The organism is Bradyrhizobium sp. UFLA05-153, from assembly GCF_054185185.1.
Map to the genome: position 1 here is coordinate 1 of NZ_JBBIAM010000107.1, position 20,072 is coordinate 20,072.

Consider the following 20,072-nt stretch of genomic DNA (forward strand, 5'->3'; position numbering starts at 1 on the left):
CCCATGAATCATTGAAAAATTGATTCGGGAATCCTAAAAGCACGGCAAAATCAACGATCTGCCAAAGTAGTGCTAGGATGCGGACTCATTAAGGCGCAGCCATAGCCTGATGACGCGAGTTGAACGAAGGCAGTAGCTGGCAGCAAGCTTGTCACAGCGCGTCGGCCGCCCTATTCGACGACCAGGGCGCCGCGCGCTTTCTCGTTGAAGTCATCATAGAACTCATAGCGGCCTGCCTTGAGAGCGCGGACGTTGATCACACCCTGGCTCTTGGCGGCCACGACCTTTTCCACCCTGAGCGAGGTGCTTTCGAACTCCATCGCCTTTCCGTCGAGATTCCTGATCCGGAACACGATCGGCTTGTCCGCCGGCGCACGTACCTCATGCGGCTGAAACTGCCCGTTGGAGTAACTGATCTGAATTTCCGTCGCCTGCTGGGCCGATGCTGTCGACAACGGCAGCATCGTCGCGAAGATCGCCGCGGAAGCGAACTTCTTGATCGTGGTCAAAGCATACATCACTGGACCTTCCGGACTTGAGACAGATCAAAACTCGACGGCGAATTTGAGTTTGGCGCGGTTGCGCTGGAACTCAGCGAGATTGAGCGAGAACGGGGTTCCTACTTCGCGACCCCATACCTGCGTGTTCCAAGCCGCGGTCATGAACATCTTCGGCGTGAATCGGACATAAAGCGTCGGACCGAGCATCACGGCATCGCCGGTAAAGGCCGAGAGCGCGAAGTCGTCGTAATGGCGCAGATACCAGACTTCGCCTCCGATGACGACATTCGGCGTGACGCGGAACGACAGCGCCGCGGAGCCGCCGAGCTTGGTTTCCCGGATCGTCTCGTCCAGCAACGTGTGGGTATATTCGGGCTCGTATAGCAAGTTGAACCCAGCAAACAGCCGGTTTCTCACGAGCTCGAGGTCGGCATTGAGCGTGGTCTCGAATTCATAGTTGTGAACCCGCTCGCCGCTTGTCTCATCGACGAGCCGCACCGTCGGCTCGAATGCCAGCGTCACCGACAGCGGATTGTTCGACGTCCGCTCGAGGGCGAGGTAGCGGAATTCGCCAAACCCGCCGCTGAACGCCACCTGGCGACGATCGTCGAGATCAGTTACGTTCCGGATGTTGTGGGTCGATCCGAGCGCACCAAACTCGATCTGCACGAATTGAGACGGGGTGAATTCGTACTCATACTTGGTCTCGGTCGCACTATAGCGGCCGTCGCGCTTGCCAAACCGGCCGATGGTGTCGGTCGTGAATTCCTTTTCGCCTTCGATGCCAATGCCGGAACCGGTCGTGAAGCCGAAAATGTATTTCGTTTCGATTTCGCGCCAACTGTCGGCGTCGTCGGCGCGCGCGATGCCGCCAAGGCAGAATAATGCGAATAGACCGAAGGCAGCGGCATGACGCCACCCAGAGGCATTTCCCGCCGGCATCGATTGCACCTCCGTCAATGATCCGAGCTTGATGCCCCTAATCTATGTCCGGCAGGCCCGCAAAAAGACTCCTTCTAAACTAGAGTAATTCTAAGTTTTTCATCAGAAAGGCGCATGCGCCGCCGCTTCGATGCCAGAGTCCACACTTGCACGAATTCGACAGATCATCAGCGAACATGCCGAGGGAGCGTTAGAGGCCCACGGACAAGGCATGCTGGTAGATTAACATTTATCGAGTTCCACCTCGTCGTCCCCGGCGAGATGTCCGTCAATCGGGCGCATGACATCTGTGATAGGATTGAAGCTGCGGTGACGATGTGCACAGCTGGGTCACGATTCACGTTGAGCCCAAAAATAAGGCCAAACATTCAGGCGTTCTCGTCCTTTGAGGTTCACCGCCATACACCTGAGCGCAAATGGAACTTCGATCAACCATTACCTGTCCCGTTTGCCACCACCAAGCTGTCGAGGTGATAGCACTCGATGCCTGCCAGTTCTTCTATGACTGCAAGGCCTGTGGAACCAGGCTTAAGCCGAAGGCCGGGGACTGCTGTGTCTTTTGTTCATTCGGGACGGTCCAATGCCCGCCGATTCAGATGGGCGCTAGCTGTTGCAAGTAAGGCTGCCGCACTTGGGCGTTCTTGTTTCGCTCAAAATCCCCGGTCCAAGCCGTCAACCGCATTTGCCGCCCGACGGGACACGAGCAAACGGCAAGGTCTCCTTGTGGCCCGTCGCGACATTTGCTGCGGTTGCACAAAGGTGGTCGGTGTCGGGGCGAACCGGACACCGACGAAGATTTATAAGTACGCGCCCTAGTTCGCGGCCTTCGGAGTGCCAGACGTTGAGCGTGGAGCTGCTCAGCGATTCCGGCTCATCGGCTGTCCGGATACCAGATCGATGAAATGGACGCGCGCGCAAGCAGGGCAGGTGAAGGCCTCAAAACTCCGCCCCTCTACGCCCTGCTGCTTTTCCAAATGAGTTTGCACATTCATGCCCGTCTGGGGGCAACGAAAAACGATCAAATCGGCCATAGAGACAGAATGACCAAGCCGACTCTGTCGTCCTTGATCTGGATCAGTTTTAGAATCGTCCCAGCTCTGCGGCATCCTCTCGCAAATGCGAAGGGGGCCCGAAGGGCCCCCTTAAGATCACCAACGGCGCCAGCCGTAATAGCGCGGGCCGTAATAGCGCGGACCATAATATCTGGGTCCGTAATCGGGTGCATAGAGGTAACGATTATAGTAGCTCGGCTGCCGCCAGCAGCGCCCCCAAGCGTCGCAGACCAAGCGGACTTGCTCGGCATCTGACGACACCTGCGGAGCAGGCGCAACTGGCATGGCCGACGCGGCCGGCGATGCTGTGACCGCAGCGAGTAACGACGCAGCAGCGAGGCCAATTCTAAACTTCATGTGTCTTCCTTTGCTTACCGGCGCCAAGATATCGAATTGGTTCTGATCAAATTGTGGCGGAACCGAAATGTAATGCTGATGAACCAATCTTCAGCCAGGCGGTTACGAAGCCGGGACATTGGCTCCCGCGCGGCGCCGCTTTGATACTTGATCTTGCGCAATTCGCGCGCGCGCCGGCGCCTCTAGTCTGCGTCTCGTGGGAGCGGCGATGCGCCGGTCCCTCAAGAAGGTGACCCACCATGCGGACCATTCCCAGCCTGTCGATCTCGCCAGAGAAGGTCTTCTTCATCATCGCGAAGGCGCGCCAGTCCGACAGCGGGGCGGACGGGGGCGGTGTCATCCTGGACAGCGGCGACGACGACATGAGCTATGGCCGCGGCGGCCGCGGAGAGGCGACCGACCGCGCGGAGCTGGCTGGCTTCATCCGCGACCTCAATGTCGACGAGCAGATTGATCTCGTGGCGTTGACTTGGCTCGGCCGCGGCGACGGCGACCTTTCCACATGGCGCGAGCTGCAGGCCCAGGCCGCCCAGGCCCACAACAATCGTACCGCCTCCTATCTGATCGCGACGCCGATGCTCGCGGACTATCTGGAGGAGGCGATGACGCAGTTCGGCAAGTCCTTCGAGGAGTTCGAAGGTCATCTCTGACCGGCCGGCTTGCATAGCTTTTGCGCGGGGTAGCCTCTCGTTGCGCCCACGCCATTCCTGGAGTGCTGCAATGACCAAGATGAGGATCGACAAGGGCGAATGGCTCGTCGTGTGCGACGGGCGCAAGGCGCTCATCCTGGAGAACATCGGCGACGAGATGTTTCCGAACCTGCATACGAGAGAGGTGCACGAGCAGCCGAACCCGTCGACCAGCGCCCAAGGCACCGACGCGCCGGGCACCTTGCACGCCGCGCTCGGCGGTGCGCGCAGCTCGGTCGAGCAGACCGACTGGCATGATGAGGCCGAGCGTGCCTTCCTGAAGAGCCTGGCTGGCCGGCTCGATAGCGCGGTCACATCGGGCGAGACCGCTGCGCTGACCATGGTCGCCTCTCCCCGCGCGCTCGGCATGATCCGGGCCGATTACTCGGACGCCGTGCGCAAGGCATTGCATGGCGAGGTCGGCAAGGACCTCGTCAAGCTGCCGATCTATGAGATCGAGAAACAGCTCCTGGCGTCAGGCGCGCCACGATAGGGTTGCCGCCGGCAGTGCGCCGGCGCATCCCTTCAGTAGCAGGGGTGCCGGCGCCTATCCTGGCCGATATAGGCGGCTGAGCTCTGGTAACACTGAATGGTCGACGGTCCGTCGTAATAGGCGAAGCTGCCGGGCGTGACCCCCGGACCGTAATTGTGGATGTAGCTGATCGGGTAGGGCAGCGGATTGACGTGGTAGTGGTGGTAGCGGTGATGGACCCGCGCCTCGGACAGGCTCGGGGCGAGCGTCACCGCCGACAGGGCGGCGACCGCCGCAAGGCACTTCAACTTGCTCATCTTGATTCTCCGGAAGCCGACCTAACCGACAACGATCTTATAGCGATTTGCGACCCATAGGGCACCCGCTTTGCGGCGGTAAACGGGGTGAAATTCCACAGATTAGCGCCTTGATGCGGCCGGGACTGCCGGCGAGTCCCAAGGCCTGCCCATTTTTGGCCTTTTCCGGATGCTTAACGAATTCCCAACACAGTTTGGCCAAGAGTTCGTTAGCATCCGGTGGCCGGCCCCTTCGGGGTCTCTTTGAGGTCGGCTCCCTTCAAACCAGGCTTCAGCCGTTACTCTGCAATGCGCATCACGCCCATCAGCCTGCTGTTGCTGTCCTGCGTCGCCGCGGCGCCTGCGCGCGCGGATTTGCACATCACGCGCGACCACGGCGGTTACGTCGAGGAATACAAGGCCAAGTACAAGCGTGTCCGTGACAAGGGCGAGCGGGTCATCATCGACGGCATCTGCAATTCGGCCTGCACCCTGGTTCTGGGCATCGTGCCCATGAACAAGATCTGCGTGACGCCGCGCGCCAGCCTCGGCTTCCATCAGGCCTATTACGACAAGGCGTTCACCTTCGGCATCAAGGTGACCAGCGCCGAGGGCACGTCCGACCTGATGTCCTACTACCCGGGCGCGGTGAAGGACTGGATCCAGCGCAATGGTGGGCTCACCACCGAGATGAAGAAGATCAAGAACGGCGTCGATCTCTGGAAGATCGTCGATCCCTGTCCCGACGAGTGGTGAGCGGCCGAGCCAGCTGAGGTCGTCCTCGACGCAGCCGACACGTCCCTCGTCCAGCGCAGCATCAGACCCGCCAAATTCGCGATTGCCGCCCCGCCCTTGGTCGGGCAATGAGAACGGCAATGAATCATAATCAAGAAAATTGGGCCGCACGCGCGGCGCCGGTCCTCTTCGTCCTGCTGTGGAGCACCGGGTTCATCGCCACTAAATCCGTCGTCAACAACGCCGATCCCTTGACCTACCTCGCCATCCGCATGGCGATCGTGGTCGGGTTGATGGCGATCATCGTGGCAATTGCACGTCCCAAATGGCCGGACGGGACCGGCATCGCCCACAGCGCGGTCGCTGGCATTCTCGTCCACGGCTTCTATCTCGGCGGCACCGCGATTGCGATCGCGCATTCGATTCCCGCCGGTCTCTCCGCGCTCATCCCGGGCCTCCAGCCGATCCTGACCTCGACCATCGCCAATCGTTGGCTCGGCGAGCGGGTGACGCCGCTGCAATGGGGCGGGCTCTTGCTCGGTCTCGGTGGTGTGGTGCTGATCCTGCACAATCGTCCCATGACCGGAGAGGCCGGTCTCGGATGGCTCGCCTCGGTCGTCTCGCTGATCAGCATCACGCTCGGCACGCTCTACCAGCGCCGCTACTGCAACCACATCGACTGGCGTGCCGGCAATCTCGTGCAATATGTCGCAGTGACGCTGTTCTTTGCGACAGGCGCCTTCGCCTTCGAGGACCGTGTGGTGCATTGGACACGGGAGTTCGTGCTGGGGCTTGCCTGGCTCGCGGTGGTGCTCTCGATTGGGTCAATCGGCCTGTTGTACTGGCTGATCCGGCATTCGGCCGCGACCGCGGTTGCGAGTCTGTTCTATCTCGTCCCGGCGGTCACGGCGCTGATGGCCTACCTGCTGTTCGGTGAAAGGCTCGATGCGGTGGCCGTTGCCGGGATGGCGATCTGCGCGGCGGCGGTATTCCTGGTCAACAAGCGCTCCTAGCCGCGCGGCGGACGTCGCCGCGGCCGGGCGAGAAGCGTGTGCAGAGCCGCCGGACGCTGGGCACCCGGAGGCCTGGTCTCAGGTCCGCGATCAGCGCTTGGCTTTTTTCTTTTTCTTGGCGGCTTTCTTTGCAGTCTTCTTGGCGGCCTTCTTGGGAGCCTTCTTCGCGGCTTTCTTCTTGGAGGCCTTCTTCTTGGAGGCCTTCTTGGCCTTCTTCGCCGTCTTCTTCTTCGTCGCTACTTTCTTTGCGACCTTCTTGGCGGCTTTCCGGGCCTTCTTCGGCGCGGGCTTGGCAGCCTCTTTCGGTGGCTCGGCGACGGGCGTCGCTTCGATCGCAGGCTCAATGACGGGTGTGTCGTCGTTCATGTCGTCCCCCAAGGTTTGAACGGAGCGATGACGATAGCGGGATTCGACAACCTGTCAAAGCAACGCTCAACCTCTGCGGATCTTCGCGTAAGCTGCGAGCGCGCGCTCACGCCCCTTAGCATGATCGACCAGCGGACGCGGGTAGTTGTGGCCGAGTTCGACGCCTGCGCTCGCAAGCTCGATCGGTGTCGCCTGCCAGGGTTGATGGACCAGCTTCGCCGGCAGATGCCTAAGTTCGGGCACCCAGCGCCGCACATAGGTGCCATCAGGATCGAACTTCTCGCCCTGGAGCACCGGATTGAAGACTCGGAAATAGGGCGCGGCATCGGCGCCGCAGCCGGCCACCCATTGCCAATTGGCGGGGTTGCTGCCGGGGTCGGCATCGACCAGCGTGTCCCAGAACCACTCTTCGCCCTGTCGCCAGTCGATCAGGAGATGCTTGACCAGGAAGGAGGCCACGACCATCCGCACCCGGTTGTGCATCACGCCGCTGTGCCAGAGCTCGCGTGGGCTGATCTCGCCGAAGCGCAGGTGCGGCGACAGCCGTGAGGTGCCCGGCAGGTCAGGCCGGTCGCGGTCGCTGGCATAGTCGCGCGCGGTGGTCTTGAGGAAATCGCGCAGCCGGCCGTGGGCATGGGTCTCGCCGGGCTGCCAGCTCTCGCGCAAGCCGCCGGCCCAATCGGGCCGTGCCGGTTCGAGCCCGAAACTTTCGAGGGTATCGCTCGCAAGCTCTGGACCTGCGCGCAGCGCCTTCGGCGCCGGCAGCGGCTTGGGCGGATCGCCCAGCGCCAGCACGCGCCGCCAGAATGGCGTGAACACGCGCAGGCCGCGGCCGTCCTTGTTGCGGATCGTGCTTGGCGAAGCCAGGAGGTTACCCAGGAAGCTTCGTGAGGCCACGCCGAGCTTTGTGAGGCTCCCCTTGAGTTTTGTCTCAAGCGCTTGATGTGGAGCCTGCGCGATCTCGTTCCAGTAGACTGCGGCCGCTTCGCTTTCGCGGGCCACCTCGGGGATCACCTTGGCCGCCGGTCCTCTGCGTAGCGTGAGCGCGCCCCCGATCGCGGCGAGGCCTGCAGCAAGTGACCGCAGCGACTGCGCCAGCCACCAGCGCGCTGCGCCACCGAGCGGCCGTCCCACGGTGTCGTCGAGGACGTAGAGGCAGATCACCGGCGCGCCAGTCCGTGTGGCGGCGTGGAGGGCCAGGTGGTCTGAGAGTCGCAGGTCATCGCGGAACCAAACGATGATAGGCGGTGGGCCCGGCATGGTCGGAAATGATCCCCGTTACCTTTGGAAAACAAGCCGCCGGCCGTAGTTGCGAATCGCCGTTAATGCGATCGTAAGCCGCCCCCTTCAAGTATACGGCGTCTTATTGGGGGAGTTACATGTCCGATCCATCGACTAGGAAGGTCCTGCCGCAGTTCAGGTTCAAGCTCGGCACCAAGTCAATGCTGTGCGCGGTGCTCCTGATTGCGGTGAATACGGCACTCGTGGTCGGTGCGGGCTATTGGTCTCTCACGTCCGAGTTCAACGATCGCGCGCTGCGCGACATCGAGGTCAATCTGCGCACGCTGGCGCTCGCTTTCGCCGAGATCGTTCCCGACGCCAGGATCACGATGAGGGACGGCATGGTCGTCCGCGCCGAGATCCCCAAGATGCCCGACTTCAAGGACCACGCGATCGTCGATCGCGCCGTGTCCTATGTCGGCGGCAATGCCACGTTGTTCGTGTTCGACCAGGCCAGCGGGCAGTTCGTCCGCCGCTCGACCAACGTGAAGAAGGAGAATGGCGACCGCGCCGTCGGCACCCAGCTTGCCGCCGATCACCCCGGCCAAGGCCCCTTGCGCAAGGGCGAAGCCTACAAGGGCCCGGCCACGCTGTTCGGCAAGTCCTTCATGACCGCCTATTTCCCGGTCTCGGATACGGCCGGCAAGGTCGTCGGCATTCTCTATGTCGGCATCCCCATGGCGCAGTTCGAGAGCATGATGGCGGAGACGATCCGCAACATGGCGATTGCCGCCGGCATCGCCGCGCTGCTGGTGCTCGCTCTGACCATGCTGGTCGTGCGCCGCGTGACCAGGCCGCTGAGCTCGGTGACGAACTCGCTGACGGCGCTGGCAAATGGCCGGGACGACATCACCATCGATTGCGAGGACCGGGCGGACGAGATCGGTGAGATCGCGCGCACGGTCGCGGTGTTCAAGAGCAATTCGCTGGAGCGGGCGCGCCTGCGCAGCGAGCAGGCCGCGACGACGGCGGCTGCTGCCGAGCAGCGCAAGTCCGAGCTGCGTAACTTCGTCGACGAGTTCCGCGGCAGTGTCGGCGGCATCCTCAATAACGTGCTGGACTCCTCGGGCGAATTCGAGCGCGTGGCCCGGCAGCTGACCGATGCCGCGCGTTCGACCGCCCAGCTGTCGGCGCAGTCCGCGGGCGCTTCCGAGACCGCCTCCGACCACGTGAAGTCGGCGGCTGCGGCCTCCGACGAGCTCTCCAAGTCGATCACCGAGATCACCCGCAGGGTGCAGGAGTCGAACGAGATCTCCGCCGAGGCGGTGCGGCAGGCGGAGGCTACCGACCAGCGCATCGCGCAGCTTTCGGAAGCCGGCGCCCGCATCGGCGACGTGGTCAAGCTGATCACATCGATCGCCGAACAGACCAATCTGCTGGCGCTCAATGCCACCATCGAGGCAGCGCGCGCAGGCGATGCGGGACGCGGCTTTGCGGTGGTGGCCCAGGAGGTCAAGACGCTCGCCGGACAGACCGCCAAGGCAACCGACGAGATCTCCAGCCAGATCGCCAGCATGCAGCTCGCGACCGAAGAGTCGGTCGTCGCCATCAAGGCGATCGGCCAGACCATCGAGCGCATCAGCGGCATCGCCACGTCAATCTCTGCGGCGGTCGAGCAGCAGAGGAGCGCCACCCACAACATCGCCGGCAGTGTCCGGGCCGCGGCGAGCGGCACGGCTGACGTTGCGGCCAATGTCCGTCACGCGGCCAAGGGCGCGAACGAGACCGGCGAGACCTCGAGCCGGATGTTCGCCTCGGCTCAGGCGCTGTCGGGCGAGAGCCTCAATCTGAAGGCAGAGGTCGAGAGATTTCTTGACCGCGTGCGCGCGGCCTGATCGGCGCGGCGGGCTGAAACCATCCGGCCTGCCACGTCGTAGCTTGCGGCATCATGTGGCGTCCGGACGGGGAGGCTGACGTGAACCGCGCGATCGTGCTGTACCTTGCGACGTTGGTCGTCCTGATGGGCCTGGATTTCCTGTTCCTGGGCCTGATCGCGAACAGCTTCTTCGTCGAAGAGGTCGGCGAGATGCTGGGCGAGCTGAAGCCTGTGCCGGCGGCGCTGTTCTACCTTCTCTATGTCGTCGGCGTGCTGGTGTTCGTCAGCGGATCGAAGGATGCGACCTGGCAATCGACGCTGCTCTATGGCGCTCTGTTCGGGCTGTTCTGCTACGCGACCTTCGACCTGACGGCGCTGGCGCTGCTTAAGGCCTGGAGCTGGCCGGTCGCGCTGGTCGACATCGGCTGGGGTGCAGCGGTGACCGCGGTCTCATCGACCGCGGGTCTCTTGGTGGCGGACCGTACGACCGGGTAGGGCCGTCACTTCGGCTGCGGCACGATCCGGATGTAGGGCTTCGGTTCCTTCCAGCCCTGCGGATAGATCGTCTTGGCCTCATCGTTGGAGACCGAGCCCGCGATGATGACGTCTTCGCCGTGCTTCCAGTCAGCCGGCGTGGCGACGCGATGCTTGGCAGTGAGCTGGAGCGAGTCGATCGCGCGCAGGATTTCCTGGAAGTTCCGCCCCGTGGTCATCGGATAGACCAGCACCAGCTTGATCTTCTTGTCCGGGCCGATGACGAAGACGTTGCGGACGGTCTGGTTGTCGGCAGGGGTCCGGGTGAGGGGATCACCGGAGGTCGAGGCCGGCAGCATCTCGTAGAGTTTTGAGACGTTGAAGTCGGTGTCGCCGATCAGCGGATAGTTCGGGGCGGCACCCTGCGTTTCCTTGATGTCCTCGGCCCATTTGGAATGGCGGTCGATCGGATCGACCGACAGGCCGATCAGCTTGACGCCGCGCTTGTCGAATTCGGGCTTCAGCTTGGCGAGGGCGCCGAGCTCGGTGGTGCAGACCGGGGTAAAATCCTTGGGATGCGAGAACAGGAGGGCCCAGCTGTTGCCGATCCAGTCGTGGAATTTAATTTTCCCCTCGGTGGTCTCGGCTTCGAAGTCGGGGGCGGTGGCGCCGATCGGAAGTGGCATGGTTCTACCTCATCTTATTGAAGTTAATGATGAATTCGCTCTGTGGGCGTTTGATAGAGTATAAGTCGGGGAAGGTCCGAAGTGAACCCGTTCAAGTAAAATGTGAAATCATTCTCTCAAGACGCCGATCTTCTAGCACCTTCTTGCCGCACGCGCCGCTGCGGCGAAATATCCCCACCGGCGGGAAAAGGGCTGGATTGCCTTTTATGACCCGCACCACGCCGCCCGACGTCGGATAGAACCGAAACGGTCCTGACGGCGACCAATCGGCAACCATTTAGAAAAGTCGCGATCCCCATATCGAATCGTTAACCACTCGTTCAGGCCCAGCATGGAAATGCTGGTCGATCGGAAGAATTCTGGAAGTGAACTATGTCTGCCGCTGCCAAGTCTGTTGAGCCCAAGTCCCTTGAGTCCAAGTCCCCTGAGTCCAAGTCTGTTGAGTCGCCGTTCCTCGAACCGTCCTGCCGTGATACCGCGGCCCATGCACTCAGCATCGTGCGCGACGGCGTGATCACCGGCGAAGGCCCCACCACCAAGGGCCGGGTACATTTCTCCCGCTCGCTCGATGCCGACGACGCCGCCTGGTGCGCGCGCATCCTGACGGCTGGCGCCGTCAACGACCAGCCCGTCAGCCGCGCCGAAGCCGAGGCGCTGTTCGAGATCAACGAGGCCGCGACCGAGCGCACCGATGCTGGCCGGTTCGACGACCTCCTGGCGAAAGCCGTCGCGCATCACGCAGCGAGCGCCTCCGGCCTGCCGGTGCCGCCGCGCAGCGTTGCGCTGTCGCCCGAGACGGAGATCGAGAGCTGGGCGCCTGGCTACGCCTCGCGCGTCAACCGCGACATGCTGGAATGGATTGCCGGCCAGATGCGCGGCAAGCGCCAGGGCAACCGTCGCCTGATGGCGATGGTGGCAACCTTCCTGGGTGCCACCGCGCTGCCGCTGGCGGGCCAATTGCCGAACGTGTTCGACATTGGCATGTGACTTCGCGCATCTCATGATGCGCCTTTCGGGACGGCGGGGTTATTTCCCCGCCGTTTTTTGTTTGCCACTCTCGGGCTCGAGGCCGAGCGTGCGGCCCGGGAAGCCGGCCGCGTCGAAATAGCGCTGGCTCTCGACGCGCTGGAAGTTGAGGACGGTGCGCAGGCCGTTCTCGGCCGGCTTCGACTTGACGTCGCCGACATATCCCTTCGGCACGATGCCGTTCGGCAAGGCTTCCGACATCACACGGCCGATGAGGCCACCGTTCTGTGAGGTACGCAGCCCCATGATCTTGGCCGCTGTCACTCCGACGTCGGCATTGCTGACGGGCAGCTGGTCCACATAGCCCGTCTTGAAGTCAGGACCGATCGCCGCCATGAAGTTCATGGTGTCGCCTCGGCTGAAGCTGCCGTGCATGCCCTGGCCCTGGCGCAGCACGGTGTCGGCGACCTGCACCGAGCAGTTGGTCGGCGCCTCGCCGCAATTGCTGGCATAGGAGCGGAAGTTGACGACGATCGCCGGCGTCGGCGTCGCCGCCTTGCCGCGCAGGTTGATGAGCGAGAGCGGCAGCGTGCCGGGGAAGCGGCCGAGGGAGTCGTCGACGAACAGGCCGGAGACGTAGTCCTGATCGAGCAGCGCCTTGATCGTCTTTGCCGCCAGCTTCTTGTCCTTGTTCGGCAGGTAGATCAGGTCCGATCCGCCATTGGTCGCGACGACGAGATCGGGCTTGACCGGATCCTTGCCGAGCACGCCGTTGCCGGCCTTTGGATGCGCGTTGCCGGTGATGGCGGCGTTCTTGTCGTTCGGATCGAACAACGGCAGGTCCAGCGCCTTGGCGAGGTCGAGCGCCAGGAAGCCCATCGGCAGGAAGTCCTTCGGCGTGTCGTCATAGCTGACCTTGGCCGAGGGGCTGGTCTTGCTTTCCTTGGAGATCGTGGAGAAGCCGTGGTCTGCGGACACGATGATGTTGGTGTTTGCCGCAAGGCCGAGCTCGTCCAGCGCCTTGCGCAACTGGGCGAGATTGTCGTCGGCGTTCTTGATGCCGGCCATCGAGGTCGGCCCGTTGATGCCCGGCATGATCTGGTTCAGGCTGTCGCCGGTGTTGTGCTGGCTGCCGTCGGGATCGCGTGACCAGAACACCAGGACGAACGGCTTGTTGCGCGCCTTGAACATCGGCAGCACGACCTTGGCCGCGACATCGGCGAAATAGGCCTGCTGCGCGACGTTGGCGACCGTGGTGCCCGGCGTCTTGGCGTCGCCCGCCTTGGAATTGTCGCCGCGCGAGGGGGCGGTGAGGGGCAGGCCGGCCTTGGTCAGCGCCTCCTTCATCTCGTCTGACAGCGCCACGCCAGCCTTGCCGCCGGTCGCATCGTCAATCACGATCGAGTGCTGACCGGCCTTTTCCGGATGATCGGTGTGGTCGAACTGGTAGGTCGGGCCGAGCTTGCCGATCGCCGCGGTGGAAAGACCCTTGTCGCGAGCCATCTTCAGGATCTGTCTCTTATACACATCATGTGTATAAGAGACAGCCGAGATAGTGTCCGGTCGACATCGCCGAGCCGTTCGCCATGGTGAAGGTCGGGAACAGCGAATGCGAGTTCTTGAAATTGACGCCCTTGTCGCGGACAGCGGCCATCGCCGGCGCGGTCTCAGGGGTGACCTTCAGCGCGCGCAGGCCGTCCGGGATGAAAAGGATCAGGTTACGGGGCGTGTTGTTCTGCGCAGACGCAAGTCCGGTGGACAGCATGGTCAATCCGGCGGACAGCAACACGATTGAGCGGCGCATCGAAATCTCTCCCAGCGGTGAGGCAGCTTGCGGCCGATCGCGGCCGCCGCCTTCGTTTAGTTTTGCTGTGTGACGGTTTTGTTACAAGGGGAGTGTTTGTGCAAGGATGATGGGGAAGGGCCGCTCGGTGTCGTCCCCCGCCATCGCCAAGCCAGCGAGTCACCCCGGCTGTCTCAACGCCGTCGTCGCGAGGAGCTCTTGCGATGAAGCAATCCAGAATCCCACCGCGCTGACAGTCTGGATTGTTTCGCTGCGCTCGCGACGACGGAGGCGGGGCGAAGATACGATAATTCCGAATTTCGTCGATCGATATGAGTGGCGCGAATTGACCCGCCTCCGCCGTGATTTGTCCGTCGGGCAGCGGCAGGGGCGGGCTGGGCCAACTGGTCGCGCGCAAAACCCAACTACCGCGATACCACGTTGCTGCGGTCTTTCCGGGCTCGCCCCGTTTCGACTTCGTTGGGGGCACCGCGCGAGTTCCGCCAGTCGTCGCGCACGATATCCCCACTTTGCACCGCGTCACCTCTCCGACATACTAGAGTTTGTATTGACATTCGCGAAAAAAATCCAAGCGAGAGTCGCAAATCGAACGGACGGCCTCGCCTTCGTCATGCATATTCGACGTGCGGGCTGGATGTGAAGCTCATCAATATGGCTGATCGATACGGAAAACGGGCGCTCCCGTTTCCGTGGGCGCTTGCGGCGCAATTCATGCGTCGTGAGAAATGATTTTGCTTGAGTAGAGGGTAGGCGCTGTGAGTGAAAGTGAAACGAAAGCCGAAGTGAAAGCAGCAAATGGTTCAAATGGTTTCGGACTGTCCGCGTTCGGGCTTCCGAACGTCGGTTGGCCCCTGTTCGAGCAGCTTGCCGAGCAGCGAGCCGCCCGCACGCAGGAGGGTTGCGAGAAGATCAAGACAGTTTCGCAGGAGATGACCGAAGCGCTTCGCGAGACCTATTCGAACAGTGCCAAGACTGCGACCGAATACGGGCTCAAGGTCATCGAGATTTCGAATGCGAACGCAAGCTCCGCGATCGATTACTTTTCGCGTATGGCGAGCAGCAAGTCGATGACCGACGTTTTCGCCACGTCGGCGGCGGAAGCGCGCAGGGCTTTTGATGCTGCCTCGGCCCAGAACAGGCAATTGTGGGAGCTTACGCAGAGACTTGCAACGCAATCGGGCGAGCCGATCAGACAGCAGGTCGCCAAAGTTTTCCAGAAGGCCGGTTGAACGTCCGCCGTTCGGAGAGGAGGGCAATACGGCCGGTTGGAAGAAGCCCCGCCACTGGCATGGCCCCACACCATGCTCGATCAGACGATGGCCAGGTGCGCGATGCCCCCCAACTCAACGCACCGACATAAGAGGCGCAATCCAACCGGCCGGTTCCTGCTCCAACAATAGTGAGGTCGATTCCGAGGAGGAGGAAGAGATGGGTATGCTCATGGTCAAATGCCCGCAAACCGGACGCGCGATTCCGACCGGAATCGCAACGGATCGCGAGCGCTTTCGGTGTAGCGCGGTATTTTTCGGACGCACGCGCTGTCCGATCTGCTCCGTCGATCACGCCTGGTTCGCACAGGAAGCTTGGGTCGACGAGCCGGCACTCCGTGTGCGGCGTCGCGGCACGGGTCTCTAGGCCTGATCACGCTGTCATCGATGATTTTGATAGGGGCCCACGATGGCGAAGAAGAAGATTTCCGGTGAAGTGTCCACGTTGCTGCTGCAAGCAAAGGATTTTCTCGTCGAAGCGCGACGGCTGAAGCCGGGCCCTGCGCGCAATGAATTGCGAGAGGTGGCAAAGGTCCTGCACGAGCTCGGCAAGCTGGAGACGCAATCCAAATTTGCGCCTCATCAGACCGACACAAGATAGTCGACGCTGGGAAATCCGAATCGAGGTGCTGAAGCACGATCCGGAACAACCTAAGGCGCGATGACAATTCATGCCGATCTCATCGCGCTTTAGCGTGTCGCCCGGACAACGCTCAAACAGCCTTGTCCCGGTCATCCCTTACGCTGGCCGGCATGGCCCACGCGCGAGACCGGGGCGCGCTCGCCGAGAAGATCTCTGCGATCTGGCGACGCATGCTGGCGTGGCATTCGCATGCGGCGGCGGCGAGCCGCGGTCGATCAACCTCGATTTTGCCCCGTCGATCGGATCGAATCGCTCCGGACTCGCGCAGATTGCGCATCAGGAGCGTGACTGTGGTTCGTCGCACACCGAGCATCTGCGACAGCGCCTCCTGAGTGAGCGGGAGGACGTCGCTGTCGGTGCAGTCGCGCAGTTGCAGCAGCCAGCGGGCCATCCGGGCTCCGACCGGATGCAGCGCATTGCAGGCTACGCCAAGTTGAAACTGCGTCAGTAACGACGTGATATGAACCTGGACCGCCTGCCGGATCGCGGGACTCCGGCTAAAGGCCGCATGAAATCGCGCTGCCGGAATCCGCGAGGCGGTTCCCGCCATACGAACGGTGGCCGTTATCACCGAAAGCGACGCTCCGAACACGGAGAGTATGCCGATTGCACCTTCGCGGCCGATTGACGCGGTGGCAACGGTCTGTCCGTTTGCCATCTCGATCATGAGGGAAATCGCGCCGCTATTAGGGAAGAAGACATGCTCCATCCGCTCGCCCGCTTGCGAGAGGACTGCGTCCTGGTTGAGCGCCACCTTCTCGAGCTCGGGCGCGAGCAGATCAAAGTCGGCTCGCGGCAATATTCTCAGAAGGCGGTTGTCCATTCCGCTAGGGATTGTCACTGCAAGTGACTCCCCGTGAGGCGCCTGCCACACCTCCGAGCGGTTTCGAACGGTGGCTCTAGCACATGTTCGTATCTGCTCTCTCGACGGACGTTGGCTTCCAAGTCACATCCAAACGCCTTCATCCAAACGCCTTCATCGCAATAAAACCAAAGACTCAACACTGCTCTCGCGAGTCTGATTTTTCTGCTCGGAGCATTTTCGCAATTAACGTGTAAACACGTTGAAGCAGATAAGTCGTCAGAAACAAATTGCAAAACGGGAATGGGTATCACCGTAGGGAGAGCGTGGTGCGCGGACCGGGTTCCCGCATGTTGACCGCAAATGATGGGCACCATCTGAAATTCGTGGAATACGAAACGTCGTCCGCGAAACCCGTCTTGAGAGGTGCAACGGAACTGGCGACCTGATATCGGTCGTGTAGTCGTTCCGAAACTTGTGCGACCGATGATCGGCCCGTGGGTGCGAGTCGTCACCGTCAGGATCACTGGTGGGGGCGCGGAACCGTTAATCCCGTGCCTTAACCAACAATTAATTATACGTTTGCGGGGGGGCGACGGCAGGGCCTAGCGTGCTGGCGGAGAGCAGCATCGCAGGCCAAACGAGTTGGTGCGTATCATGACGTATAGATCATATGGGGCGTTACTCGCCTCGCTGAGCGCAGCCGCGCTGCTTCTTGCCACCAGCAACAGTTTTGCGAGATCGGGCGGCGCCGCGCCCCGTGGCGTGGTCGGAGCACCGGCCGCCGTCCATCCGCGGATCGCACCATTGGCGCGGTTCCATCGCCGGAATTCGTTTGTTTCCTGGCCGGGCGGCGGCGGCTTCTACTACGAGCCTCCCACGAGCGACTCCTATGCCGCCGAGATGATGGTCCAGCCGCAACTCTCCAATGACGTCCGCTACACATATACCTATGACGTGCCTTGGGACTGGGCACATCGTTTTCCGCCGAACGTCGCGCCGTCGGATCGGCCCTACGTGCCGAGCTGCCCGTCGGAGACGGTGACAGTGCCCGGCCGCGGCGGCGAGCAGACTGTCAACATCATGCGCTGCTACTGAGCGCGCCGTCTTCGCCACCGAACGCGCGGGCCAACCACTAGCCGAGCTCAAAGCTGGTCACGCCGAAGACCCGGTCGAGCTGCAGCGGCGGGATCGGGCTGGTGTACATGCGCGCCGTCTCGAAGGTCGGCGCAAGGCCAAAACTTTCCGCAAGCGCAATCGCCTCCGGATTGACGCTGGGGACGTCGAGAAAAACCTCGCCGCCGCCGGCAGCGGCGAGCAGGGCCTGCATGATGATTTCCGCGCCGGCGCGGTCGTCGGCGACCAGCGGCCCGATCTTGTGGCCGTGACGGCAGGAGCGGATCACGCCCCACCCGGCGAGCTTTCCTTCACGCATCAGTGCGCGGCCGATATGGCCGGGTGCGCCTATCCAGGCGCGCAGGAAGGTGCTGCGCGAGGCCGGGAAGACGGTGGCGTCATCCGCTTCGATCAGTGCCAGCGGAATCCCATCGAGCGCGACGATGTCGGAGGGCTGCGCCGGCGCCGCGACGATCCCGCCATAGCGGATATTGGCGTAGGCGAGAGCAAAGCCGGACTTTCTGTAATTGTCCTGCTGCGCGACGACGCCGTCGAGCCCGATCACGCGCGCGCCCGCATGCGCAATCGCCGCGTTCCAGATGCGCAAGCCATAGCCGCGACCGCGCAGATCGCTTCGTACGATGTAGAAGCCGAGGAAGGCGAAGCGGTCGTCGTAATTGACGCAGGAGATGGTGGCGACCGGTGTGCGGTCGATTTCGCCGATGAGAAAGCCGGCAGCGTCGACGACGGCGAAGCAGGCGGCATCCGAAAGCCCCGGATTCCAGCCTTCGGCCGCCGCCCACTCGACGGCGAGCGCAATGTCGTCGCCGCGCATGGCGCGGATTTGCAGATCACTCATGGTCAATCATCGTGTGCAGGACCTCGTGATCGGACTATACGTCCGGTCGGGCGGCGCATAAACCTGCCGCCAAATCGTGACAACAGCCGGGGATCAACATGGCAGCAGAGAAAGTCGCACTCGTCACCGCAGGCGGCAGTGGCATGGGGGCGGGCGCCGCACGGCGGCTTGCTGCCGACGGGTTTCGAGTCGCGATCCTGTCCTCCTCCGGCAAGGGCGAGGCGCTTGCCAACGAACTCGGCGGGCTCGGCATCACCGGCTCGAACAGGTCCAACGACGATCTCAAGCGCCTGGTCGATGGCGCCATGGCGAAGTGGGGTCGCATCGACGTGCTCGTCAACAGCGCCGGCCACGGGCCGCGCGCGCCGATCGTCGAGATCACGGACGAACAGTGGCACACCGGCATGGACACTTACCTCTTGAACGTCATCCGCCCGACGCGGCTGGTCACGCCGATCATGCAGGCGCAAAAGCAAGGTGCGATCATCAACATCTCGACCGCCTGGGCGTTCGAGCCGAGCGCGATGTTTCCGACCTCGGCGGTGCTCCGCGCCGGCCTTGCTGCCTTCACGAAGATCTTCACCGACACCTATGCCGCCGACAACATCCGCATGAACAACGTGCTGCCGGGCTGGATCGACAGCCTGCCGGCGACGGACGCGCGCCGCGACAGCGTGCCGATGCAGCGCTATGGCAAGGTCGAGGAGATCGCCGCGACGATCTCGTTCCTCGCCTCCGATGGCGCCGCCTACATCACCGGGCAGAACATCCGCGTCGACGGCGGGCTGACTCGGTCGGTGTGAGGCTGAGTGCGCCTCAAGCCAATTCGAACCCGAAAGCGATGTCTGGCTGAGCGCGACGGATTGTCGTTACCGGCTTGGTGCGATTGGTGTATGCGGCACTGGAGTGTGCCAAATCGGCAACAACCATTGCGCAATGGTCCACTGATTTCGCTGTAGTCCAATCGAAGTTCGCTGCAGAACAAGACGGCAACGCGCGCGGAGATTATTCCCGATGTTGCGCCGGACACGTCGGCGGCATGCTTTGAGACGCGAGGCCGCTCGCGTGAAGGGGTTGGAGATTGGAATGAAGAGAATTGCCCTGGCGGTTTCGCTGGCTCTGTTTGGCACCGCGTCCGCGTTCGCGGCGGATCTCGGGCCGAGCTACACCAAGGCGCCCGTGATGGCGCCCGCCTACAACTGGACGGGCTTCTACGTTGGCGGCAATGTGGGCGGCCAATGGGGTAGTGCGGATCCGACCACCTCGACGATTTACTCGCCGATCGGCTACTTCGCCCCCAGCAGCGTTACTGCCATCGCGGCCGTTGGTGCCCAGCACATCAACAGCTCGAGCGTGACCGGCGGTTTCACCGCCGGCTACAACTGGCAGGTCAGCAACGCCGTGTTCGGCCTCGAAGGCGACATCAACTATTTTGGTTTCAAGGGCAGTGCGGCTGGCTCGGCGGTGTATCCCTGCTGCACCTTTAGCAGCTTCACAGTCAACTCCTCGGTCTCGGCTGATTGGCTGGCCACCATCCGCGGCCGCATCGGCTTCCTCGCTACACCGAGTTGGCTGATCTATGCCACTGGCGGCGCCGCGATCGCCGACGTGAAGGGCAATTTCACTTTCACCGATACGTACTTCGGTGGTGCGGCCGAGTCTGGGACGATCCGCGACACCCGTGTCGGCTGGACCGCCGGCGTCGGCGGCGAGTATGCGGTCGGCAATGGCTGGTCGTTGAAAGCGGAATATCTTTACGTCGATCTCGGCCGCGCCGCGACGACCAGCACGAATCTCACAAGTGTAACCTTTGGCTCGTACCCCTCCAGTGTGTACACGCATTCGGTCGATCTCAAATCGAACATCGTCCGCGTCGGTGTGAACTACAAGTTTGGCGGCTGATCTGATCCTGCTGCCGCGCCTGATCGCGAAAGC

At 62.4% G+C, this 20,072-nt stretch carries 23 protein-coding genes and 2 pseudogenes; 15 read left to right on the top strand and 10 right to left on the bottom strand.

Translation table 11 applies throughout. From position 1 onward, the window contains the following. Nucleotides 1–170 precede the first annotated feature (170 nt). Nucleotides 171–518, bottom strand: a complete 348-nt coding sequence (locus Q2941_RS39425) for a cupredoxin domain-containing protein (RefSeq protein WP_256576101.1) — start codon at nucleotides 516–518, stop codon at nucleotides 171–173. Between the two features lie 27 nt (nucleotides 519–545). Continuing rightward, nucleotides 546–1,442 (bottom strand): hypothetical protein, encoded by an 897-nt coding sequence (locus Q2941_RS39430; protein ID WP_458195866.1) that lies wholly within the window; start codon nucleotides 1,440–1,442, stop codon nucleotides 546–548. A gap of 139 nt (nucleotides 1,443–1,581) precedes the next feature. On the opposite strand from Q2941_RS39430, the pseudogene Q2941_RS39435 reads away from it, so the two are divergent. Both Q2941_RS39435 and Q2941_RS39440 read left to right on the top strand, forming a co-directional pair. Beyond that, nucleotides 1,582–1,831 (top strand): annotated as a pseudogene (locus Q2941_RS39435) (cation transporter dimerization domain-containing protein); the annotation flags it as partial. Nucleotides 1,832–1,858: 27 nt separating this feature from the next. Beyond that, a complete protein-coding gene (locus tag Q2941_RS39440) occupies nucleotides 1,859–2,062 on the top strand; it encodes a GDCCVxC domain-containing (seleno)protein (RefSeq protein ID WP_254113060.1) in 204 nt (67 codons plus the stop codon). A 528-nt stretch (nucleotides 2,063–2,590) separates the two neighbouring features. Here Q2941_RS39440 and Q2941_RS39445 read toward each other — a convergent pair. After that, nucleotides 2,591–2,851: a hypothetical protein gene (locus tag Q2941_RS39445; RefSeq protein ID WP_084801768.1), complete on the bottom strand. Its 261-nt coding sequence runs from the start codon at nucleotides 2,849–2,851 to the stop codon at nucleotides 2,591–2,593. Between the two features lie 239 nt (nucleotides 2,852–3,090). On the opposite strand from Q2941_RS39445, the gene Q2941_RS39450 reads away from it, so the two are divergent. Both Q2941_RS39450 and Q2941_RS39455 read left to right on the top strand, forming a co-directional pair. Beyond that, nucleotides 3,091–3,501, top strand: a complete 411-nt coding sequence (locus Q2941_RS39450; RefSeq protein WP_027527204.1) for a DUF3775 domain-containing protein — start codon at nucleotides 3,091–3,093, stop codon at nucleotides 3,499–3,501. 70 nt (nucleotides 3,502–3,571) lie between these two features. Then, on the top strand, nucleotides 3,572–4,033 hold the full coding sequence (locus tag Q2941_RS39455) for a host attachment protein (RefSeq protein WP_254113059.1): 462 nt from the start codon (nucleotides 3,572–3,574) through the stop codon (nucleotides 4,031–4,033). Between the two features lie 32 nt (nucleotides 4,034–4,065). Here Q2941_RS39455 and Q2941_RS39460 read toward each other — a convergent pair whose 3' ends face one another. Next, the gene (locus Q2941_RS39460; RefSeq protein WP_458195867.1) at nucleotides 4,066–4,329 is read right to left on the bottom strand and encodes a hypothetical protein; all 264 of its coding nucleotides are present in this window, start codon (nucleotides 4,327–4,329) and stop codon (nucleotides 4,066–4,068) included. A 288-nt stretch (nucleotides 4,330–4,617) separates the two neighbouring features. Here Q2941_RS39460 and Q2941_RS39465 point away from each other — a divergent pair, with 288 nt between their 5' ends. Then, on the top strand, nucleotides 4,618–5,064 hold the full coding sequence (locus tag Q2941_RS39465; protein ID WP_027527207.1) for a hypothetical protein: 447 nt from the start codon (nucleotides 4,618–4,620) through the stop codon (nucleotides 5,062–5,064). 119 nt (nucleotides 5,065–5,183) lie between these two features. Next, a complete protein-coding gene (locus tag Q2941_RS39470; RefSeq protein ID WP_458195868.1) occupies nucleotides 5,184–6,056 on the top strand; it encodes a DMT family transporter in 873 nt (290 codons plus the stop codon). Nucleotides 6,057–6,146: 90 nt separating this feature from the next. Here the strand turns inward: Q2941_RS39470 and Q2941_RS39475 are convergent, their stop codons facing one another. Next, entirely contained in the window at nucleotides 6,147–6,422 is a 276-nt protein-coding gene (locus Q2941_RS39475; RefSeq protein ID WP_027527209.1) for a hypothetical protein, read from the bottom strand. 66 nt (nucleotides 6,423–6,488) lie between these two features. Continuing rightward, the gene (locus Q2941_RS39480; RefSeq protein WP_458195869.1) at nucleotides 6,489–7,682 is read right to left on the bottom strand and encodes a cryptochrome/photolyase family protein; all 1,194 of its coding nucleotides are present in this window, start codon (nucleotides 7,680–7,682) and stop codon (nucleotides 6,489–6,491) included. Nucleotides 7,683–7,801: 119 nt separating this feature from the next. Between Q2941_RS39480 and Q2941_RS39485 the strand changes: the two genes are divergently transcribed. Together Q2941_RS39485 and Q2941_RS39490 are read left to right on the top strand one after the other, a co-directional pair. Continuing rightward, the gene (locus Q2941_RS39485; RefSeq protein ID WP_458195870.1) at nucleotides 7,802–9,538 is read left to right on the top strand and encodes a methyl-accepting chemotaxis protein; all 1,737 of its coding nucleotides are present in this window, start codon (nucleotides 7,802–7,804) and stop codon (nucleotides 9,536–9,538) included. 80 nt (nucleotides 9,539–9,618) lie between these two features. After that, nucleotides 9,619–10,014 (top strand): DUF2177 family protein, encoded by a 396-nt coding sequence (locus Q2941_RS39490; protein ID WP_458195871.1) that lies wholly within the window; start codon nucleotides 9,619–9,621, stop codon nucleotides 10,012–10,014. A 5-nt stretch (nucleotides 10,015–10,019) separates the two neighbouring features. Here Q2941_RS39490 and Q2941_RS39495 read toward each other — a convergent pair whose 3' ends face one another. Continuing rightward, complete coding sequence (locus Q2941_RS39495) at nucleotides 10,020–10,679, bottom strand: peroxiredoxin (protein WP_254113054.1); 660 nt, start codon at nucleotides 10,677–10,679, stop codon at nucleotides 10,020–10,022. A 372-nt stretch (nucleotides 10,680–11,051) separates the two neighbouring features. On the opposite strand from Q2941_RS39495, the gene Q2941_RS39500 reads away from it, so the two are divergent. Then, on the top strand, nucleotides 11,052–11,666 hold the full coding sequence (locus Q2941_RS39500) for a hypothetical protein (RefSeq protein ID WP_458195872.1): 615 nt from the start codon (nucleotides 11,052–11,054) through the stop codon (nucleotides 11,664–11,666). Nucleotides 11,667–11,705: 39 nt separating this feature from the next. Here the strand turns inward: Q2941_RS39500 and Q2941_RS39505 are convergent. Continuing rightward, a pseudogene (locus Q2941_RS39505) lies at nucleotides 11,706–13,449 on the bottom strand (alkaline phosphatase family protein). Between the two features lie 782 nt (nucleotides 13,450–14,231). On the opposite strand from Q2941_RS39505, the gene Q2941_RS39510 reads away from it, so the two are divergent. The 3 genes from Q2941_RS39510 (at nucleotide 14,232) to Q2941_RS39520 (ending at nucleotide 15,318) form a co-directional block, all read left to right on the top strand. Beyond that, nucleotides 14,232–14,678: a phasin family protein gene (locus Q2941_RS39510; protein ID WP_254113051.1), complete on the top strand. Its 447-nt coding sequence runs from the start codon at nucleotides 14,232–14,234 to the stop codon at nucleotides 14,676–14,678. A gap of 199 nt (nucleotides 14,679–14,877) precedes the next feature. Continuing rightward, nucleotides 14,878–15,084: a hypothetical protein gene (locus tag Q2941_RS39515; protein WP_027527214.1), complete on the top strand. Its 207-nt coding sequence runs from the start codon at nucleotides 14,878–14,880 to the stop codon at nucleotides 15,082–15,084. 42 nt (nucleotides 15,085–15,126) lie between these two features. Further along, a complete protein-coding gene (locus Q2941_RS39520) occupies nucleotides 15,127–15,318 on the top strand; it encodes a hypothetical protein (protein WP_027527215.1) in 192 nt (63 codons plus the stop codon). Between the two features lie 112 nt (nucleotides 15,319–15,430). On the opposite strand, the gene Q2941_RS39525 is transcribed toward Q2941_RS39520, so the two are convergent. After that, nucleotides 15,431–16,183 (bottom strand): Crp/Fnr family transcriptional regulator, encoded by a 753-nt coding sequence (locus tag Q2941_RS39525; protein WP_245288245.1) that lies wholly within the window; start codon nucleotides 16,181–16,183, stop codon nucleotides 15,431–15,433. Nucleotides 16,184–16,819: 636 nt separating this feature from the next. Here Q2941_RS39525 and Q2941_RS39530 point away from each other — a divergent pair. Then, the gene (locus tag Q2941_RS39530) at nucleotides 16,820–17,260 is read left to right on the top strand and encodes a hypothetical protein (protein ID WP_458195873.1); all 441 of its coding nucleotides are present in this window, start codon (nucleotides 16,820–16,822) and stop codon (nucleotides 17,258–17,260) included. 37 nt (nucleotides 17,261–17,297) lie between these two features. On the opposite strand, the gene Q2941_RS39535 is transcribed toward Q2941_RS39530, so the two are convergent. After that, nucleotides 17,298–18,137 carry a GNAT family N-acetyltransferase gene (locus tag Q2941_RS39535; protein ID WP_458195874.1) on the bottom strand — a complete coding sequence of 280 codons (840 nt, stop codon included), beginning with the start codon at nucleotides 18,135–18,137 and terminating at the stop codon, nucleotides 17,298–17,300. Nucleotides 18,138–18,235: 98 nt separating this feature from the next. On the opposite strand from Q2941_RS39535, the gene Q2941_RS39540 reads away from it, so the two are divergent. Continuing rightward, a complete protein-coding gene (locus tag Q2941_RS39540) occupies nucleotides 18,236–18,940 on the top strand; it encodes an SDR family oxidoreductase (RefSeq protein ID WP_458195875.1) in 705 nt (234 codons plus the stop codon). A 283-nt stretch (nucleotides 18,941–19,223) separates the two neighbouring features. Beyond that, a complete protein-coding gene (locus Q2941_RS39545; protein ID WP_027527219.1) occupies nucleotides 19,224–20,039 on the top strand; it encodes an outer membrane protein in 816 nt (271 codons plus the stop codon). Nucleotides 20,040–20,072 lie beyond the last annotated feature (33 nt).

What these genes read in the sequence shown, in the direction of transcription:
- Q2941_RS39520 (WP_027527215.1), top strand. Translation starts at nt 15,127, where the DNA reads ATGGCGAAGAAGAAGATTTCCGGTGAAGTGTCCACGTTGCTGCTGCAA.
- Q2941_RS39530 (WP_458195873.1), top strand. Translation starts at nt 16,820, where the DNA reads ATGACGTATAGATCATATGGGGCGTTACTCGCCTCGCTGAGCGCAGCC.
- Q2941_RS39470 (WP_458195868.1), top strand. Translation starts at nt 5,184, where the DNA reads ATGAATCATAATCAAGAAAATTGGGCCGCACGCGCGGCGCCGGTCCTC.
- Q2941_RS39515 (WP_027527214.1), top strand. Translation starts at nt 14,878, where the DNA reads ATGGGTATGCTCATGGTCAAATGCCCGCAAACCGGACGCGCGATTCCG.
- Q2941_RS39475 (WP_027527209.1), bottom strand. Translation starts at nt 6,422, where the DNA reads ATGAACGACGACACACCCGTCATTGAGCCTGCGATCGAAGCGACGCCC.
- Q2941_RS39450 (WP_027527204.1), top strand. Translation starts at nt 3,091, where the DNA reads ATGCGGACCATTCCCAGCCTGTCGATCTCGCCAGAGAAGGTCTTCTTC.
- Q2941_RS39495 (WP_254113054.1), bottom strand. Translation starts at nt 10,679, where the DNA reads ATGCCACTTCCGATCGGCGCCACCGCCCCCGACTTCGAAGCCGAGACC.
- Q2941_RS39480 (WP_458195869.1), bottom strand. Translation starts at nt 7,682, where the DNA reads ATGCCGGGCCCACCGCCTATCATCGTTTGGTTCCGCGATGACCTGCGA.
- Q2941_RS39525 (WP_245288245.1), bottom strand. Translation starts at nt 16,183, where the DNA reads ATGGACAACCGCCTTCTGAGAATATTGCCGCGAGCCGACTTTGATCTG.
- Q2941_RS39445 (WP_084801768.1), bottom strand. Translation starts at nt 2,851, where the DNA reads ATGAAGTTTAGAATTGGCCTCGCTGCTGCGTCGTTACTCGCTGCGGTC.
- Q2941_RS39535 (WP_458195874.1), bottom strand. Translation starts at nt 18,137, where the DNA reads ATGAGTGATCTGCAAATCCGCGCCATGCGCGGCGACGACATTGCGCTC.
- Q2941_RS39465 (WP_027527207.1), top strand. Translation starts at nt 4,618, where the DNA reads ATGCGCATCACGCCCATCAGCCTGCTGTTGCTGTCCTGCGTCGCCGCG.
- Q2941_RS39430 (WP_458195866.1), bottom strand. Translation starts at nt 1,442, where the DNA reads ATGCCGGCGGGAAATGCCTCTGGGTGGCGTCATGCCGCTGCCTTCGGT.
- Q2941_RS39460 (WP_458195867.1), bottom strand. Translation starts at nt 4,329, where the DNA reads ATGAGCAAGTTGAAGTGCCTTGCGGCGGTCGCCGCCCTGTCGGCGGTG.
- Q2941_RS39440 (WP_254113060.1), top strand. Translation starts at nt 1,859, where the DNA reads ATGGAACTTCGATCAACCATTACCTGTCCCGTTTGCCACCACCAAGCT.
- Q2941_RS39545 (WP_027527219.1), top strand. Translation starts at nt 19,224, where the DNA reads ATGAAGAGAATTGCCCTGGCGGTTTCGCTGGCTCTGTTTGGCACCGCG.
- Q2941_RS39500 (WP_458195872.1), top strand. Translation starts at nt 11,052, where the DNA reads ATGTCTGCCGCTGCCAAGTCTGTTGAGCCCAAGTCCCTTGAGTCCAAG.
- Q2941_RS39485 (WP_458195870.1), top strand. Translation starts at nt 7,802, where the DNA reads ATGTCCGATCCATCGACTAGGAAGGTCCTGCCGCAGTTCAGGTTCAAG.
- Q2941_RS39455 (WP_254113059.1), top strand. Translation starts at nt 3,572, where the DNA reads ATGACCAAGATGAGGATCGACAAGGGCGAATGGCTCGTCGTGTGCGAC.
- Q2941_RS39425 (WP_256576101.1), bottom strand. Translation starts at nt 518, where the DNA reads ATGTATGCTTTGACCACGATCAAGAAGTTCGCTTCCGCGGCGATCTTC.
- Q2941_RS39540 (WP_458195875.1), top strand. Translation starts at nt 18,236, where the DNA reads ATGGCAGCAGAGAAAGTCGCACTCGTCACCGCAGGCGGCAGTGGCATG.